Source organism: Alkalibacillus haloalkaliphilus, from assembly GCF_007991275.1.
GTDB classification, from domain to species: Bacteria; Bacillota; Bacilli; order Bacillales; family Alkalibacillaceae; genus Alkalibacillus; species Alkalibacillus haloalkaliphilus.
The window spans coordinates 53,680-70,493 of the sequence record NZ_BJYA01000010.1 but is presented as its reverse complement, the minus strand read 5'-3'; the positions used below and the strand labels follow the sequence as shown (position 1 = coordinate 70,493).

The following is a 16,814-nucleotide window of genomic DNA, read 5'->3' as shown; positions in this document are numbered from 1 at the left end:
TATCAGAAACTAATATAGTTATAAAAGTGATTGTTACAAAGTGATTTCAACTAAGTTCAGATTTAAAGTGATTTAGAAAGAGGTGTAAACCAGTGCCTATTAAAGTCGAAAACTTATCGAAGATTTTCGGTAAAAAAACAAAAGAGGCAACGAAATTATTAGATGAAGGGTATTCTAAAGAAGAAGTCCTTGAGAAAACTGGTTGTACAGTAGGTGTTAACCGTGCAACTTTCGAAGTAGAAGAAGGCGAAGTTTTCGTTATTATGGGGCTTTCAGGAAGTGGTAAGTCTACTTTAGTACGTCTGTTAAACCGTTTAATTGAACCAACTGAAGGTAGTGTTGAAATTGACGGCCAAAACTTAGCAACGATGAACAAAGAAGACTTACGTGAAATTCGCCGTACTAAAATGAGTATGGTATTCCAGAAGTTCGCACTGTTCCCGTTTAGAACGGTTTTAGATAATGCTGAGTTCGGTTTAGAAGTACAAGGCATTGAGAAAGAAGAAAGAACACAAAAAGCTAAAGAAGCTTTAGATCTAGTTGGATTAGGCGGTTATGTTAACCAGTATCCTAGTCAGCTATCGGGTGGTATGCAGCAACGTGTTGGTTTAGCTCGTGCATTAACTAATGACCCAGAGGTTCTATTAATGGACGAAGCATTCTCTGCGTTAGACCCATTAATTCGTAAAGATATGCAAGATGAATTACTAGATTTACAAGAAACGATGAAGAAAACGATCATCTTCATTACACACGACTTAGATGAAGCGTTACGTATCGGTGACCGTATTGCATTAATGAAGGATGGTTCAATTGTACAAATTGGTACACCAGAAGAGATTCTAATTAATCCAGCTAACGATTACGTAGAGAAGTTCGTTGAGGACGTTGATCGTTCTAAAGTATTAACTGCCGATAAAATTATGAAGCGTCCAGAAACTGTTGATTATGATAAGCACGGTCCTCGTGTAGCATTAGAAAGAATGCGTGAACAAGGCTTATCTTCAATCTTTGTAACAGACCGTTCTCGTAACTTAAAAGGTTATGTTACAGCAGAGGATGCTCGAAAGGCTCGTGAAGAAGGTGTATCTCAGCTAAGTACAATTATGAAAGATGATATACCAACAGCTGATTTAGAAACGAGCATTCAAGATATCTTTAATATTATTCATGATGCTCCGGTGCCAGTTGCAGTAACAGAAGATGGTAAGCTACGCGGTGTTATTGTACGTGGAGCAGTCATTGCAGCATTAGCTGATGGAAATGAGGTGAACGGAGATGGTGCTTGATAACATACCATATATACCAGTAGCTGATGGGGTAGACTGGTTTGTTGATCAAATTACGGATTGGTTTAGTTTCGTATTTGATCCGATTAAAGATGGCTTCGGTTGGTTACTTGATGTTTCCGCTGATTCTTTAGCGATGGTGCCACCGATTTTCATTATTATTTTAGTTGCTATTCTAGCATTCTTCCTAAGTGGCAAAAAGTTTGGTTTAGCGACGTTTACAATTATTGGTTTAATCTTTGTTCATAACCAAGGATTGTGGGAAGAGTTAATGTTTACATTTACTCTCGTCTTTTACGCCAGCTTAATTTCTGTTTTAGTAGGTATTCCAGTGGGTATACTAATGTCGAAGAGTAAATTAGCAGAAAATATTATTACGCCAGTATTAGACTTCATGCAGACGATGCCGGCATTCGTTTACTTAATTCCGGCAGTAGCATTCTTCGGAATCGGTATGGTTCCAGGTGTATTTGCGTCATTTATTTTCGCGACACCTCCTGTTGTTCGTTTTACTAACTTAGGTATCCGCCAAGTGTCTAAAGAGCTAGTGGAAGCATCAGATGCATTTGGTGCAACAGGTAACCAAAAACTATTTAAAGTAGAACTGCCGATGGCGAGGCGTACAATCATGGCTGGTGTTAACCAGACGGTAATGCTTTCATTATCAATGGTTGTTATTGCATCGATGATCGGTGCACCAGGTCTAGGTCGTGAAGTACTATCAGCTCTACAACGTGCTGATGCTGGACCAGGTTTCGTAGCAGGTTTTGGTATCGTAATTTTAGCGATTATCATTGACCGCTTTACGCAAAACTTAAATAAAGAAAAGTAATAACTTAGGGAGCTTCTTCTCTCTCCAATATTGGGGAGAGAAGTTCCAATAAAACATACACAAATAAGTAAAGGGGAGTTGTTTTAACATGTTACAAGAAACATGGAAACGCTTAGGTTTAATCGCAGTACTTGCGCTTACACTAGTAATCGCAGCATGCGGTACTGACGAAGAAGATGCCACTGAAGACCCAGAAGGTGCAGATGGCGAAGAGACAACAGAAGAAGAAACAACAGATGAAGATGCAGTTACTCACGAAGGTGAGCTTGAGCTAGTATACGTTGAGTGGGACACTGAGATTGCTTCAACTCACGTAATTGGTCATGTATTAGAAGATTTAGGTTATGATGTAGACGTTACACCATTAGATAACGCTGTTATGTGGCAATCAGTTGCCAATGGTGAAGCTGATGGTATGGTAGCTGCATGGTTACCAGCAACACATGGTGAACTTTTTGAAGAATATCAAGACGACTTAGTTGAACTAGGACCTAACTTTGAAGGTGCTAAAATTGGTGCAGTTGTACCTGAGTATATGACAGTAGATTCATTAGATGAGTTAGATCAATATGCTGATGAATTAGGTGAATCAATTACTGGTATCGAGCCAGGTGCTGGTGTTGTACAGGCTGCTGAAGATGCAACTGAAACTTACGAAAATCTTGAAGGCTGGAGTGTAGACACTTCTTCTTCAGGTGCTATGGCAACTGCATTAGGTTCAGCAGTTGAAAATGAAGAGCCAATCGTTGTAACTGGTTGGTCTCCACACTGGAAGTTTGCTGAGTATGACCTTAAGTATCTAGAAGACCCAGAAGGTGCATTCGGTGATGCTGAAACGATCGAAACAATGGTTCGTGAAGGTCTAGAAGAAGACTTACCTGGTGCTTACCAAGTATTAGATAACTTCTTCTGGGAAGAGGAAGAGTTTAACAGCGTAATGGCTGAAATCCAAGACGGAGTAGACCCTGCAGAAGCTGCAGCTAACTTTGTTGAAAATAACCCAGAATTAGTTGAAGAGTGGACAGACGTTCAATAATTTAACTTTTTAAAAGAACCTACCAGGAATTAGTTCTTGGTAGGTTTTAATTTTGAAGAGGAGTCTTACAACATGAACTTTAAAAGGTATATGTTACTATTAGTCATTTCATCTGTACTCGTGCTTGCTGCTTGTGGTGAAGATGAAGAGACTAGTGGTGATGACACTAAAATTAATTATAGTGAAGTAGTTGACTACACAATTATCGGAATTGAACCAGGTGCTGGTATTACAGTAACAACTGAGACAGCAATTGAAGAAGGATATGATAACTTGGCAGGTTGGGAGCTTGAACAAGCTTCAACAGCTGCAATGGTTACAGAGTTAGAGTCTGCTATTGCTGATGAAGAGCCAATTATTGTTACGGGATGGAACCCACATTGGAAGTTCGCGCAGTTTCCAGATATGAAGTACTTAGATGACCCTGAAGGTATTTACGGTGATGCGGAGAACATTCAAACACTTGTACGCAATGACTTTGAAGGTGATCACCCTGATGCATACGAAATTATTGATCGCTTTTACTGGGAAGTTGAAGACATGGAAGAGATTATGTATGAAGCGAATGAATCAGATTTAGATATTAATGAAGTAGCTCAACAATGGGTAGAAGAAAATGCAGACACAGTTGCTGAGTGGACAGATGGTGTTAATGAAGGTGACGGCTCAACAATTGAGTTAGTTTCAACACCGTGGGATTCTGAACGAGCTTCAGCAGGCGTTCTTTCAGCAGCATTAGAGTCTCATGGATTCGATGTTGAAGTAACACCAGTTGACCCATCAATCGTCTTTGAATCATTAGCAAGTGGTGATGCAGATGCTACAGTAGCAGCATGGTTACCATTCACTCACGCTGATTTCTATGAAAATGTTCAAGATGATGTCGTTGATTTAGGCCCTAACTTAGAAGGAGCTAAAATCGGCTTAGTCGTACCAGCGTATATGGATATCGATTCAATTGAAGATTTAGAACCAGCTGAATAATTTTGTATAAAAGCCTATCAAAGTGGGATCATCCTGCTTGGTAGGCTTTTACTTTGTTTAAGGAATCGCCTAATTATTTATTAATTAGGCGATTCCAGCGATAATTAAGCGAAATTTTAATTTTTTAAGCGAAATCTAAAATAATTAGGCGAAATCAAAAATAATTAGGCGAACGCCTAATTAAATAAGCGTTCGCCTGATCTGTCAGTCCATTTACTTGCTATAATTTTGCTCTTTTATTTTCTCTTCCAATTCTTTAATGCCTTCTTCAATTTGAAGTAAGTGCTCTTGTAGGCTTTCTTGATGAGGCTCGACTGTTTCTTTCCAACTTTCAACAGACTCTTTAATGTCTTGTGATAAGTCCTTTAACAGTGCGGCACCTTCTTTAGAAGTTTGTGTTAATTGATCTTTAAGGTCTAATCCGTTTTCTTTAATTTCTTGTGTAAGGTCGCGTAAACGGTCAGTTTGATCTTTCATTCGGCTGCGCATTTCTTCGCCTGAAGTAGGTGTTGTTAATAATGATACTGAAGCACCGACCACACCACCGACTAATACTCCTAAAAATAACGATTTACCATTTGGCATGATTTATAACCCCTTTCGTTACTTACTGCTATTATAACCTGTTTTCCCTATAATGTTTAGTGCTAATCTTCTGTCAAAATACCTTATAGTTTTCTAAAGGGTGACTGTCATTAAATCTTACTTGCGATCTTACCTGCAATATCTTGAAGTTTTTCTGGTGTGTAATCATCACCATGTACTTCCCATTGTGATTTAAATCCATCGTTTTCGTCATAACGAGGAAGAAGGTGGATATGGATGTGGAATACACTTTGGTCTGCAAATGAGCCATTGTTGTTTAATGTGTTTAATCCTTTCGGTGCATATGCAGCTTTAATACCATTTGCGATTTTTGGTACCGCTTTAAATAAATTGGCTGCAGTTTCCTCATCAAGGTCGAAAACGTCTTGACAATGCTTCTTGGGAATGACTAACGTATGCCCCTCTGTTACTTGACTAATGTCTAAAAAAGCGTATACATGCTCGTCTTCATAAATTTTTGCTGAAGGAATTTCACCATTGATAATTTTACAAAAGATACAATCTGACATCGTCATCCTCCTAAATGTTCTTTTATTAGTATTGTAACGTAATCATTTGTCGAATGTAAGAAGAAAAGGTCTAAGCTATTAAATCTGATGAAATTTTTGGTATGATAATTATAGAGTGTATAGATAGAAGAGAGGGATAACATGAGTAATTTATTAAAGGTAGAAGACCTCGTTGGTGGTTATACGAAGCAAAATGTGTTACATGGTATTTCATTTGAAGTAAAAAAAGGAGAAGTCATAGGCTTAATCGGGTTGAATGGTGCTGGTAAAAGTACGACGATAAAGCACATTATCGGCTTAATGAACCCGAAAAAAGGTTCGATTAATATTAATGGAAAAAGTATTGTAGAAGATCTAGAAAGTTATCGGCGCGAGTTTGCTTACATACCAGAAATGCCAATGCTTTATGAAGAGTTAACTTTAGAAGAACATTTAAGTTTAACGGCAATGGCTTACGGTATTGATGAACAAACGTATAAAGAACGGACAGACTTTTTATTAAAAGAATTCCATTTAGATAAGAAGCGCAAATGGTTTCCTGTTCACTTCTCTAAAGGGATGAGGCAGAAGGTTATGATTATGTGCGCATTTTTAGTAAAACCTTCTTTATATATTGTTGATGAGCCTTTTGTTGGTTTAGACCCTCTTGGTATTCAGTCTTATTTAGATACGATGAATGAGATGAAAGAGCAGGGGGCTGGTGTGTTAATGTCGACACACATTTTAGCAACAGCTGAAAAATATTGTGATCGTTTTGTCATAATTCATCACGGTGAAATTCGTGCTTACGGTACGTTAGAACAATTAAGGCAAGAGTTTAATATGCCGCAAGCTAGCTTAGATGACATTTACGTACAATTGACAAAGGACGATGCGTAAAATGGATACGAATCAGTTTTGGAAAGAACGTTTAAATAGTCATTTAAAAATGGTAAGCCGTTATATGCGGTTAATATTTAACGATCACTTAGCGTTTGCGCTTATTTTCTTTGTTGCTGGATTCGCATTTTTCTACCAGCAATGGTTAGAGACAGTTACGGATACATTTCCAGTAGCATGGATCATGGCCATTTTAGTAGGATTACTCTTAAGTTATAGCCCTGTGCGAACGTTTTTCAAGGAAGCCGACACAGTGTTTTTATTAAGTGTAGAAAATCGCTTGAAACCTTATATTAAAAATTCGATCGTTTATAGCTTCATTATGCAAAGTTATTGGATTGCGATTTTTATATTTGCTTTATCCCCGTTATATTTTACGGTTTATGAGGAAGTTAGTTCTGCTTATTTATTATTTGTTTTAGTTTTTGCTTTAGTGCTTAAAGTAGGAAACTTACTTGCAACATGGTTCATCCAAAAAACGCGAGAACAAGGTCTTCATTATTTGGATATGGCCATTCGACTCGTTATTAATGTGTTTGCGGTGTTCTTCTTGGCGATTGGACAACCGTATTATTCATTTATAGCAGCGTTGTTGATAGTTGGAGTTGTATTTTTAAATTATCACAACGTCTATAAGAAGTTTAGTTTGCCGTGGGATGACCTTATAGAAAAAGAGGAAGCGAGACTACAATTTTTCTATCGAATTGCTAACATGTCAACAGATGTTCCTGACTTAAAGCGTAAGCCGAAGAAACGTCATGGACTTGTCCGTTTTGTAACGAGGAGAATGCCTTTAAGACAGAATCAAACTTTTATTTATTTGTATAGCATTACATTTATTAGAAGTGGTGATTACTTAGGCATGTATTTAAGGCTTATGTTGTTAGCGGTATTTTTCGCATTTTGGATTCCTGCATTTTGGGGAAAAATTATTTTTGCTATGTTGTTTTTATTTTTAACAGGTTTTCAATTTATTACGATTTACAATCATCACCGATCACTCGATTGGATTAAGCTATATCCAGTGCCACATGTGTTAAGAACAAAAGCGGTTCATCAGTTAATATTAGTTTTGATGTTACTTAAAATTATCGTTATGGGAGTAGTTTTCTTTTTCGCCACAGACTTAATGGGCGCATTGATTTACAGTAGTTTAGCTATTGCGTTTGCTGTGTTGTTTGAAGCCTTTTACGTGAAAGGACGCATTCGCAAATTAGGGACTTAAAATAGTGTTGAATTAAAAGGTTATGCTAAGAATTAAATTTAGCATAGCCTTTTTTCTTTTAAACGGTGGGTGAATTTTCACTTTTGTCTGATAAAGCGTTCACACGCTGATGTTCACAAACGATAAGAATAGTGTTAAAATCATCACGGTTTAATGATAGAGATAGAATAGAAAGGTTCGATCATCAATGGTAGGACAGAAACGAAAAACACATTTATCTAGAATAGAACAAATGCTTTATATTATAGTTGGTTCTGCGATTGTGGCGGTAGCCTATAACGGTTTTTTACTTCCGAATTACGTCGCTGCAGGTGGAGCTAGTGGTATTAGTACGATTACTGAAGCTTTATTTGGACTGGAGCCTGCATATGTTATTTGGGGATTAAATATACCATTATTATTTCTCGCTTATTATTTACTCGGAAAAGGTTCTGCATTTCGCTCGTTGTCAGGTTCGTTAATTTTACCTTTTTTCGTATTTTTAACACGAAATATAGATGCGTTTGTGCAAGACCCTTTACTGGCGGCGTTGTTCGGTAGTTTAGGTGTTGGTGTCGGTTTAGGGATCGTCTTTTTAGGTGACGCATCAACGGGTGGAACGGCGTTATTAGCACAACTGATTAATAAGTATACCAACTTATCGTTAGGTGCTAGTATTGCTGTTGTCGATGGTATGATCGTATTAACGGCTATTATCGTATTTGATATTGAACTCGGTTTATATGCTTTAATTGGTGTTTATATGACGAGCAAGTCGATTGATTTAGTTCAAACAGGCTTTAATAAGACGAAGACGACGCTCATTATTTCAAATGAATATTTGGACGTACAAGAAGCGATCTACACTAGAGTAGACCGAGGTGTTACACGTTTATCAGCCCAAGGTGGCTTTACAGACAAAGAGCGCCCTGTCTTAATGTGTGTTGTCAATTCATCTGAATTAGGTGTTTTAAAACGTACTATTAAAGAGGTGGACCCTGAAGCGTTTGTTATCGTCACAGATTCAGCAGAAGTCGTAGGCAGAGGGTTTTATGATCCAGCATAAAAAGAAGGAGATGATCCTAAGTATAGGGTCATCTCCTTTTGCTTATTTATGATCTTCTTGATACTTTTTATAACCGTGAATTAACGCTTTTGCAGCTGTTGATAGTGCGCGTTCATCAAAGTCAAATTTAGGGTGATGGTGCGGATAGGCATGCCCTTCGATTTGTGCACCAGTGAAGAAAAACGCGCCAGGTCGCTCTTCTAAATAGTAAGCAAAATCTTCGCCACCCATAATCGGGTCAACTTCTTCATAACCAATAACGCCAGGAATCTCTTCAGCGTTTTCTAAATAATACTCTGCTTCTTTTGCATGGTTAACGACCGGTGGATAACCTTTAACGTAATCTAGCTCATAGTCAGCATCATAGCTAATCGTAATGCCTTTTAAAATTTTATGCATTTCATCAATTACTTCATCTTGAACTTCTTTATCTAATATACGAACAGTTCCTGTTAATGACGTAGTATCAGGGATGACGTTAAACGCATTTCCGCCTTCGATTTTACCAATTGATAACACAGCTGGTTGTAACGGGTTAATGCGACGGCTAACGACTTGTTGTAATTCCACAATCGCTTGGCCAGCCATCACAACAGGATCTTTCGTTTGTTGTGGAAGTGCACCATGTCCACCTTTTCCTTTAAACGTAATGGTGAAACGGTCAGCACCTGCCATGAATGGACCCTTTGTCGTTTCAATTTTATTTAACGGTGTACTAGCCCATAAGTGTGTACCAAATACAGCATCAACGCCTTCTAATGCACCTTCGTCGATCATCGGTTTAGCACCACCTGGGGCATATTCTTCAGCTGGCTGGTGTAAAAAGACTAACGTACCAGGTAGTTCTTCTTTAAACTGTAGTGCAGCTTCAGCGACAGCTAGAAGTGATGCTGTATGGCCATCATGACCGCACGCATGCATCACACCGTCAACTTTTGATTTATAAGGAACATCATTTTCCTCTTGAATCGGTAACGCGTCAAAGTCGGCGCGTAATGCAACTGTTTTACCAGGCTTACCACCTTCAAGGGTTGCAACAATACCGTAACCCCCGATATTGCTCTTGTATGGAATTCCTAACTCATCATAACGATTTTCAATATATTTTGCTGTTTCTTTTTCATGAAATGAAAGTTCGGGATGTTGGTGAAGATAGCGACGATCTTCAACCATACGTTCGTATAGCCCATCAATTTTTTCATAAAGCTGTTCCCACATGATTGTTTCCCCTTTCTCGATTTAAAATTAATTCAATTATAACAGAATTTTCGAGAAACGTAATAAATGAAACCGGGGAGATAAAAAATAGGCCACGCGAATTATGCGTGACCTACTTAAAGTTATTGAAAGCTACGGTCTTGAAGTAAGCGTTCGATTTCTTCTTTATGGTGCGTTTCGTCTGCGATTAAATCTTCTAATTTGACAGCTAGTTCAGTATACCCTAAATTCTCAGCTTGTTGTTTACGTTGTTCGTAACGGTCAATCGTGTCTTTTTCTGCTTGTAATGCTGCTTCAAGCATGTCTTTTACATCTGTCAATTGCTCAACAGGTGCTGGTGTGGTCGTTGGTGTTCCACCTAATGTTTTAATTTTCTCTGATAAGTATAATGCGTGAGAGGTCTCATCTTGTACCTCACTTTCGAAAAACGGCTTTAACACTTGGCGATAAAGTCCAGTAACGACTGAAGCGTTGTACGTATACATAATGATTGCACCGTACTCGTGAGCCAAATCCTCATTTAAACCATCAATCAGTTGTTTTAATTTTTGTTCCATAGAAATCACCTCTCAATTAGTGTTCTTACTTATACCGTACCCGTCTTAATGTGAGTTGAAACAAATGACTTTATGCTCTCAGTCTATAGTCTGAGATATAAACATACTGTAGAATGTTACATAAAGATGGAAATGCCACTATAATAAAGATATCAATTCATTTAGAGTATTTAAACTGATCGATTAAAGGTGTGAGTGATGTGTTTCGTTTCTTAAAATGGTTATTCGCAGTTTCACTGATCTTTTTCGGTGTGACATTAATCTTGCAAAATCTACAAATTATTACCCTGGAAATATCAGATGCGTTTTTAGGGGCATGGCCGCTCATATTTGTCGTGTTAGGTCTTATGTTATTTGTTAATTATTTTAGGACAACGCCAGGTGGTAGCTGGTTTTGGGGGCTGTTTTTCTTAATTTTTGGTTCATTATTACTAGCAGGCAATTATGGTTATGCTGATTTTTCTTTTAGTGACTTTTGGAAGTTGTGGCCGCTTATACTCGTTTATATAGGAGCGAGTTTAGTAACTGAAAAAAAAACTAAAGGCATCCAAGTTTATTCTAATGGCGATCGCAACGGTAATAACCATCGATCTAAAGTTGTAGACAAGTTCGATGATGATTTTTTCGAGGATTCGAATGATTATGTTGATAATGAAAGAGATTTTACTTTTGAAGATGAGGAAGAAGTGGGAGAAAAGCGCGCCGGTCGTTATATCCACCATGTTCATAGAGGAAAAAGTTTTATTACAGATTTGAATTTGTCACAAGAGAATTGGTCTTTAGAACCAATGGATCTATGGGCATTTATCGGTGATATTTATATCGATTTCTCTAAAGCTTATATACCTGAAAAAGAAACAAAAGTCGTATTACGAGGGTATATTGGAGATATCGTTTTAAAAGTACCTGAACATGTTGCCGTTAAAGTGTATGGTCAAGCGAGTATTGGTGATATAACAGTGTTCGGTGAAAATCGTTCGGGCATGTACAGCTCACTTAGTTACCAGTCTGATGACTATAAAGAAGCAACACGAAAATTAAACATTTATGTGAAGTGCCAAATCGGTGATGTGAAAGTGATTTCAGTATAGGGTGTGGAATATGTTTAAAAAGTTAGAAGGTATTCGTTATCAATTAATCGGTAGTTATTTGTATGCTGTTTACTTTTCTTTATTAATAATCGCTTTAATACTATTTTTTACACACTCTGTCATTCAGCCAATCTGGTTGTCAGTCGAGGCGATTATTCTCGCTCTTATTGTGACGGCATTAACGTTGTCTTTAGTTGGTCTTTATGTGATGTTTCGTCAAGGTGGTAATGTCAAAGATCGATTGCAAGAGCTTTCTATTTTTATAGCGACATTATCTGAAGGAAAGTTCAATGCTACTCTTCTTATGAAAGAGTCAAAAGATGAGTTTAGTACATTAGGTCATGAATTAAATGATTTAGCTCATAAAGTTAAAGGGCAAGTAAAGTCGTTAGAGAGAATGGCTGAAGAAAAGTCAGAGTATGCCAAACAAGCACACTTAGCAGCGACTGTTGAAGAGAGGCAAAGGTTGGCTCGTGATTTACATGATGCGGTAAGCCAACAGCTATTTGCATTGTCGATGATGTCACAAGCGACGAGTAAAATTATTGATGAAAAGCCAGAACAAGCTAAAGAGCAAGTAGAGGAAATCTCGCAAATGGCACTTCAAGCACAAAATGAAATGCGTGCCTTGTTGTTACATTTACGTCCTGTTCATTTATCAGGTGAGTCATTACATGAAGGAATTGATCGACTAATTGAAGAATTAAAACAACGTTGCTCTATTCAGTTTAAAGTCGATGTTGATTCAGAATTACAACTTTCACAGGCGAAAGAAGAGCATATTTTCCGCATTGCACAAGAATCTTTATCAAATGCATTACGTCATGCAAATGCATCGAACATTGAATTAAGAATTAAAGAGAAAGATTTAATATATATATATATTAGTGATGATGGCGATGGTTTTAATTTAGATGAACAGATGAATGCGAAAGCTTCATATGGATTGAACTCGATTAAAGAACGGTGCGAAGAGATCGGTGGTACGTTTGATATTAAATCAAAACATGGTGAAGGGACTTATATCGATATTCGCATTCCAAAGTAAAGGGTGATGGAAACTGATGAGCCAGATCAGGTTAGTTATTGTAGATGACCATGATGTTGTTAGAAAAGGGATTAAGACTTATTTAATGACTGAAGATGAGATTGATGTCGTAGGAGAGGCTTCAAGTGGGCATGAAGGAGCTGACCTCGTATTAAAAGAAAAGCCTGATGTCGTGTTAATGGATTTAATTATGGATAATGGAACTGGTATTGAAGCGACTGAACGAATTGTTGAGCAATTGCCAGATTGTAAGGTTATTATTCTAACAAGTTATTACGATGATGAAAAGGTATTCCCAGCGTTAGAAGCAGGTGCGTTTAGCTATATGTTAAAAACTTCTTCTGCTGATGAGATTGCTGAAGCGGTGAAAAAAGCTGCAAACGGAGAAAATGTCATTGAACCGAAAGTTGCAGGGAAAATGATGACACGCATGCGAGCACCTGAAAAACAACTTCACGAAGATTTAACTCAACGTGAACTCGAAGTTTTAATTTGTATTGGAAATGGACTGACGAATGCTGAGATCAGTGAAAAACTATTTATCGGAATTAAAACTGTGAAGACACACGTTAGCCACGTCTTGCATAAATTAGAAGTGCAGGATCGAACTCAGGCAGCGGTATATGCACATCAAAAAGGGTTAATGAAATAGCATATGCTCTATTAAGAAACGCTAATCAAATGCGGATGACGTATTTGGTTGGCGTTTTTTATTGCTTTGTGTTGGACTTGCATGAGAATTTATCGGCGTTCGGGGGCATTTATCAGCGCTCGGGAAAATTTATCAGCTTTCACAAGGATTTATCAGCGCTCACGAGAATTTATCAGCGCTCAAGAGAGTTTATCAGCACTCGTGAGTAATTATCGGCTCTGGCAATAATTTGGCTTTCGCGTAATTATTTTGGCGCTCACGTAATTTTTTTGGCACTCGTAAGAACTAATCTGGCGCTCACAAAAATTATTTGGCGTTCGCAGGGATTAATCTGGCGCCCACAAATTTTTATTGGCGCTCGCAAAGATAATTTGGCGCACGCACAAGTAAACAGTGCTCCTACAATTAATTGAGTTTACAATAAATGTTTTGTCGAAAAAAATAGACTATAATATAATGTAGAGTGGTTTATTGTGAAGATTAATAATTGAGGTGGCATTATGGCCGTTAAAACATATATGAGAAACACGTTCGGTAAATGGCGCTGGGTGCTATATAGTGTCGGTTTATTAATCGTGTTAAGTTTATTAGGATTTATGTTCATCTTATTAGGTGGGCGTTTTGTTGTAGATGATCAGCACTTCGTATTCTCTGAGTCGACTGTTCTTGAGACGGAAGATGGAGATGAAGTGGTTAAATTATACGACGAAAATAGAACTTATGTGCCGTTAGAGACGGTGCCAGAGCATGTTGTCGATGCGTTTTTGGCAATTGAGGATCATCGCTTTTACGATCATAGCGGAGTAGATTTTTGGGCTGTTGGACGAGCATTGTATCGTGACGTGACGACATGGAGTAAAGCTGAAGGTGCTAGTACGATCACACAACAGCTCGTTAAAAATACAGCTTTGACAAATGATCAAACGTGGATGCGTAAAACGAAGGAAGTGATGGGCGCGATCTATTTAGAAAGACAGCGCTCAAAAGATGAGATTCTCGAATATTACTTAAATGAAATTTATTTTGGAAATGGTATATATGGAGTTGAAGAAGCAGCGCAAACATTTTTTTCTAAGTCTGTTTCTGAACTTTCTATATCAGAAGGTGCGTTATTAGCGGCTATGCCTCGTGCACCAAACTATTATTCTCCATTAAATAATGAAGAAAGAGCGATGGAGAGAAGAGACCTTGTCATTGAGAGAATGTATCAAATTGGTATGCTAGATGCTGAAACAGCACGTCATGAGCAAGGGAAGACGTTAGGTTTAAACATTGGTGAAACGAAAGAAAGTCCGTGGTTAAGTAGTTATATTGATCTAGTGTTAGATGAGTTGGAAGAAGATTATCACTTTACACGTGAGGAAATTTATACAGGGGGATACCGTGTCACAGTAGGACTAGATCCGAAAGCACAAGAGATTGCATATCAAAGGATGCAACAGGATGAATTTTTCCAAGGATCGCAAGAAGGTGTTGAAGGTTCTACTATCATTTTAGATCAAGATACAGGTGTTGTTAGAGCTGCGATTGGTGGTCGTGAACATAACCGTGGTGATTTAAACCGAGTTAATATCAAAAGACAACCAGGCTCAACCTTTAAGCCGCTTGCGGTGTATGGCCCTGCTTTAGAAGAAAGCTTTTATCATCCTTATACGTTATTGACTGATGAACCAATAGACTATGGCAATTACAGTCCAAGGAATGTTGACCAGACGTATGATGGTGAAGTGACGATGTATGATGCGTTAAAAGATTCTAAAAATGTGCCAGCCGTTGCATTACTTGAGGAAATAGGTGTTGAACAAGGTTTATCATACTTGAGGGACTTAGGGTTTGATATAGAAGATCAAGGTTTATCAGTAGCTTTAGGTGGACTTGAAGAAGGTGTGTCACCGTTACACATGGCTGCTTTATACCGTACGTTTGCACAAGGCGGCGAATATATTGAGCCGTACACCATCTTGCAAGTTGAAAATCGACATGGTGAACGTCTCGACTCACCTGAACCTGTAGTAGGCCGACTGTTTTCCGAACAAACATCTTGGTACTTAACACGTATGCTTGAAGGTGTCGTAACAGATGGTACTGCAGCTGGTGGGGAATTTCCGAAAGATTTCGCAGGGAAAACTGGCTCGACTCAACATCCGCACCATGACGGCGGTGTTAGAGATGCGTGGTTTATCGGGTTTAATCCGAATTATACGGTTGCCTCTTGGATCGGTTATGATGTGAGTGACGAAGAGCATTATTTAACAGCAGGAAGTCGTATGGCAACAGCATTAGTTGATACGATTATGACGGATTTAGATGGCGAAAGAAGTCTTCAAACGAGTTTTACTGTCCCTAATCATTTAGATGACTTAGAGCCACCAGTAAGACTACCTGAAATTACTGATTTATCCGCTAATGTGTCATTAGGCTTTTTAGACGGTCTGTACGTCGATATAAGTTGGTCTGGTGAGACAGATGAGCGGATTAATTATAATGTGTACCGTGAAATAGATGGTGAATTAGAACATATTGGTACAGTAGCGGGAGAGACACGTTATAGAGTAAGGCAAGTGCAAATGATTAATAACCCTTCTTACTTTGTTATTCCAGTTAATCCACTAAACGGTGAAGAAGGAGAGCAATCGAACCGCGATTCAGCGTTCTAAATTAAAGGTTGCTGGAACTTGGTAACCTTTGAACATTTTATTACAAAGAATTAGGCAAAATGATGACATTTGAGCCCTATGACTATACACTATAAGCATTTTGTTTTATATTGAATGCAGATGGATAGACGAAAGGTGAGACATTATGACACAGTTCAATGATACGATTTTACGAGCATATCGTGGAGAGAAAACAGACTATACGCCACTTTGGTTTATGCGCCAAGCTGGACGTTCACAACCAGAATACAACAAACTAAAAGAGAAGTATTCCTTATTCGAAATTACGCACCAACCAGAACTTTGTGCTTACGTAACAGAGCTTCCAGTGGTTAACTACCAAACAGATGCCGCAATCCTTTACAAAGATATCATGTCTCCTTTACCGCCAATGGGTGTGGATGTAGAGATTAAAAAAGGAATCGGCCCTGTCATTTACAACCCAATTCGCTCGAAAGCTGATGTCGACAAGCTAGACGATTTGGACCCACAAAACGATGTACCTTACGTATTAGACACGATTAAAATTTTAACTGAAGAGAAGTTAAATGTTCCGCTTATTGGCTTTAGTGGTGCTCCTTTTACATTAGCTAGCTACATGATTGAAGGTGGACCGTCAAAACAATACAATAAAACTAAAGCGATGATGTATGGCGATTCAGAGACGTGGTTTGCGTTAATGGACAAGTTAGGTGATATGATCATCACTTATACGAAAGCGCAAATTGCTGCAGGAGCTAAAGCGATTCAAATTTTTGACTCGTGGGTAGGTGCAGTAAGTGCAGCTGATTACCGTATTTTCATTAAGCCAGTTATGGAAAAAATCTTTAATGCTCTAAAAGAAGAAGACGTTCCAACGATTCTATTTGGAATTGGTGCGAACCACTTATTACTAGAGTTTAATGATCTACCAGTGTCAACAGTTGGTCTAGACTGGCGCACGTCAATTACACAAGCAAGAGATATGGGGATCACGAGTTCATTACAAGGTAATTTAGACCCAGCAATTTTACTTGCTGATTGGGACATCATTGAAAAGCGCACGAAAGAAATTTTAGATCAAGGAAAAGATGAAGAAGGTTATGTGTTTAACCTAGGACACGGCGTATTCCCTGATATCGAACCAGATACGCTAAAGCGCTTAGCTGCGTTAGTCCACGAATACAGTTCGAAGTAAGAGGAGTTG

The 16,814-nt window shown here is 38.2% G+C and carries 16 protein-coding genes; 12 read left to right on the top strand and 4 right to left on the bottom strand.

Going from position 1 to position 16,814, the window contains the following annotated elements; translation table 11 throughout:
* Positions 1-92: 92 nt before the first annotated feature.
* The 4 genes from AHA02nite_RS07560 to AHA02nite_RS07545 all read left to right on the top strand — a co-directional run bounded on the left by AHA02nite_RS07560 (position 93) and on the right by AHA02nite_RS07545 (position 4,141).
* Positions 93-1,289 (top strand): quaternary amine ABC transporter ATP-binding protein, encoded by a 1,197-nt coding sequence (locus tag AHA02nite_RS07560; RefSeq protein WP_146815960.1) that lies wholly within the window; start codon positions 93-95, stop codon positions 1,287-1,289.
* Complete coding sequence (locus AHA02nite_RS07555) at positions 1,279-2,121, top strand: ABC transporter permease (protein ID WP_146815958.1); 843 nt, start codon at positions 1,279-1,281, stop codon at positions 2,119-2,121. The genes AHA02nite_RS07560 and AHA02nite_RS07555 overlap by 11 nt, the downstream gene beginning before the upstream one ends.
* A gap of 88 nt (positions 2,122-2,209) precedes the next feature.
* Complete coding sequence (locus AHA02nite_RS07550) at positions 2,210-3,157, top strand: glycine betaine ABC transporter substrate-binding protein (protein WP_146815956.1); 948 nt, start codon at positions 2,210-2,212, stop codon at positions 3,155-3,157.
* Positions 3,158-3,229: 72 nt separating this feature from the next.
* Positions 3,230-4,141 carry a glycine betaine ABC transporter substrate-binding protein gene (locus AHA02nite_RS07545; RefSeq protein WP_146815954.1) on the top strand — a complete coding sequence of 304 codons (912 nt, stop codon included), beginning with the start codon at positions 3,230-3,232 and terminating at the stop codon, positions 4,139-4,141.
* Positions 4,142-4,354: 213 nt separating this feature from the next.
* On the opposite strand, the gene AHA02nite_RS07540 is transcribed toward AHA02nite_RS07545, so the two are convergent.
* On the bottom strand, positions 4,355-4,726 hold the full coding sequence (locus AHA02nite_RS07540; protein WP_146815952.1) for a YtxH domain-containing protein: 372 nt from the start codon (positions 4,724-4,726) through the stop codon (positions 4,355-4,357).
* A 110-nt stretch (positions 4,727-4,836) separates the two neighbouring features.
* Positions 4,837-5,256: an HIT family protein gene (locus AHA02nite_RS07535; RefSeq protein WP_146815950.1), complete on the bottom strand. Its 420-nt coding sequence runs from the start codon at positions 5,254-5,256 to the stop codon at positions 4,837-4,839.
* Positions 5,257-5,397: 141 nt separating this feature from the next.
* On the opposite strand from AHA02nite_RS07535, the gene AHA02nite_RS07530 reads away from it, so the two are divergent.
* The 3 genes from AHA02nite_RS07530 (at position 5,398) to AHA02nite_RS07520 (ending at position 8,405) form a co-directional block, all read left to right on the top strand.
* Entirely contained in the window at positions 5,398-6,135 is a 738-nt protein-coding gene (locus AHA02nite_RS07530; protein WP_146815948.1) for an ABC transporter ATP-binding protein, read from the top strand.
* Position 6,136: 1 nt separating this feature from the next.
* Entirely contained in the window at positions 6,137-7,360 is a 1,224-nt protein-coding gene (locus AHA02nite_RS07525; protein ID WP_218025409.1) for an ABC transporter permease, read from the top strand.
* 187 nt (positions 7,361-7,547) lie between these two features.
* Positions 7,548-8,405 carry a YitT family protein gene (locus AHA02nite_RS07520; protein ID WP_146815944.1) on the top strand — a complete coding sequence of 286 codons (858 nt, stop codon included), beginning with the start codon at positions 7,548-7,550 and terminating at the stop codon, positions 8,403-8,405.
* A 42-nt stretch (positions 8,406-8,447) separates the two neighbouring features.
* On the opposite strand, the gene AHA02nite_RS07515 is transcribed toward AHA02nite_RS07520, so the two are convergent.
* Positions 8,448-9,623, bottom strand: a complete 1,176-nt coding sequence (locus tag AHA02nite_RS07515) for a M20 metallopeptidase family protein (protein ID WP_146815942.1) — start codon at positions 9,621-9,623, stop codon at positions 8,448-8,450.
* A gap of 122 nt (positions 9,624-9,745) precedes the next feature.
* Entirely contained in the window at positions 9,746-10,180 is a 435-nt protein-coding gene (locus AHA02nite_RS07510) for a ferritin-like domain-containing protein (RefSeq protein ID WP_146815940.1), read from the bottom strand.
* A 200-nt stretch (positions 10,181-10,380) separates the two neighbouring features.
* Between AHA02nite_RS07510 and liaF the strand changes: the two genes are divergently transcribed.
* The 5 genes from liaF to hemE all read left to right on the top strand — a co-directional run bounded on the left by liaF (position 10,381) and on the right by hemE (position 16,805).
* Positions 10,381-11,271 carry a cell wall-active antibiotics response protein LiaF gene (gene liaF / locus AHA02nite_RS07505; protein ID WP_218025408.1) on the top strand — a complete coding sequence of 297 codons (891 nt, stop codon included), beginning with the start codon at positions 10,381-10,383 and terminating at the stop codon, positions 11,269-11,271.
* Between the two features lie 10 nt (positions 11,272-11,281).
* The gene (locus AHA02nite_RS07500) at positions 11,282-12,319 is read left to right on the top strand and encodes a sensor histidine kinase (protein WP_146815936.1); all 1,038 of its coding nucleotides are present in this window, start codon (positions 11,282-11,284) and stop codon (positions 12,317-12,319) included.
* A gap of 16 nt (positions 12,320-12,335) precedes the next feature.
* Entirely contained in the window at positions 12,336-12,971 is a 636-nt protein-coding gene (locus tag AHA02nite_RS07495; RefSeq protein ID WP_146815934.1) for a response regulator, read from the top strand.
* 500 nt (positions 12,972-13,471) lie between these two features.
* Positions 13,472-15,628, top strand: a complete 2,157-nt coding sequence (locus tag AHA02nite_RS07490; protein WP_146815932.1) for a transglycosylase domain-containing protein — start codon at positions 13,472-13,474, stop codon at positions 15,626-15,628.
* A 145-nt stretch (positions 15,629-15,773) separates the two neighbouring features.
* On the top strand, positions 15,774-16,805 hold the full coding sequence (hemE, locus tag AHA02nite_RS07485) for a uroporphyrinogen decarboxylase (RefSeq protein WP_146815930.1): 1,032 nt from the start codon (positions 15,774-15,776) through the stop codon (positions 16,803-16,805).
* The last annotated feature ends 9 nt before the right edge of the window (positions 16,806-16,814 follow it).

Coding starts and splice junctions, on each gene's coding strand:
- AHA02nite_RS07525 (WP_218025409.1), top strand. CDS start 6,137: ATGGATACGAATCAGTTTTGGAAAGAACGTTTAAATAGTCATTTAAAA.
- AHA02nite_RS07495 (WP_146815934.1), top strand. CDS start 12,336: ATGAGCCAGATCAGGTTAGTTATTGTAGATGACCATGATGTTGTTAGA.
- AHA02nite_RS07540 (WP_146815952.1), bottom strand. CDS start 4,726: ATGCCAAATGGTAAATCGTTATTTTTAGGAGTATTAGTCGGTGGTGTG.
- AHA02nite_RS07555 (WP_146815958.1), top strand. CDS start 1,279: ATGGTGCTTGATAACATACCATATATACCAGTAGCTGATGGGGTAGAC.
- AHA02nite_RS07490 (WP_146815932.1), top strand. CDS start 13,472: ATGGCCGTTAAAACATATATGAGAAACACGTTCGGTAAATGGCGCTGG.
- hemE (WP_146815930.1), top strand. CDS start 15,774: ATGACACAGTTCAATGATACGATTTTACGAGCATATCGTGGAGAGAAA.
- AHA02nite_RS07550 (WP_146815956.1), top strand. CDS start 2,210: ATGTTACAAGAAACATGGAAACGCTTAGGTTTAATCGCAGTACTTGCG.
- AHA02nite_RS07535 (WP_146815950.1), bottom strand. CDS start 5,256: ATGTCAGATTGTATCTTTTGTAAAATTATCAATGGTGAAATTCCTTCA.
- AHA02nite_RS07510 (WP_146815940.1), bottom strand. CDS start 10,180: ATGGAACAAAAATTAAAACAACTGATTGATGGTTTAAATGAGGATTTG.
- AHA02nite_RS07500 (WP_146815936.1), top strand. CDS start 11,282: ATGTTTAAAAAGTTAGAAGGTATTCGTTATCAATTAATCGGTAGTTAT.
- AHA02nite_RS07545 (WP_146815954.1), top strand. CDS start 3,230: ATGAACTTTAAAAGGTATATGTTACTATTAGTCATTTCATCTGTACTC.
- AHA02nite_RS07515 (WP_146815942.1), bottom strand. CDS start 9,623: ATGTGGGAACAGCTTTATGAAAAAATTGATGGGCTATACGAACGTATG.
- AHA02nite_RS07530 (WP_146815948.1), top strand. CDS start 5,398: ATGAGTAATTTATTAAAGGTAGAAGACCTCGTTGGTGGTTATACGAAG.
- AHA02nite_RS07520 (WP_146815944.1), top strand. CDS start 7,548: ATGGTAGGACAGAAACGAAAAACACATTTATCTAGAATAGAACAAATG.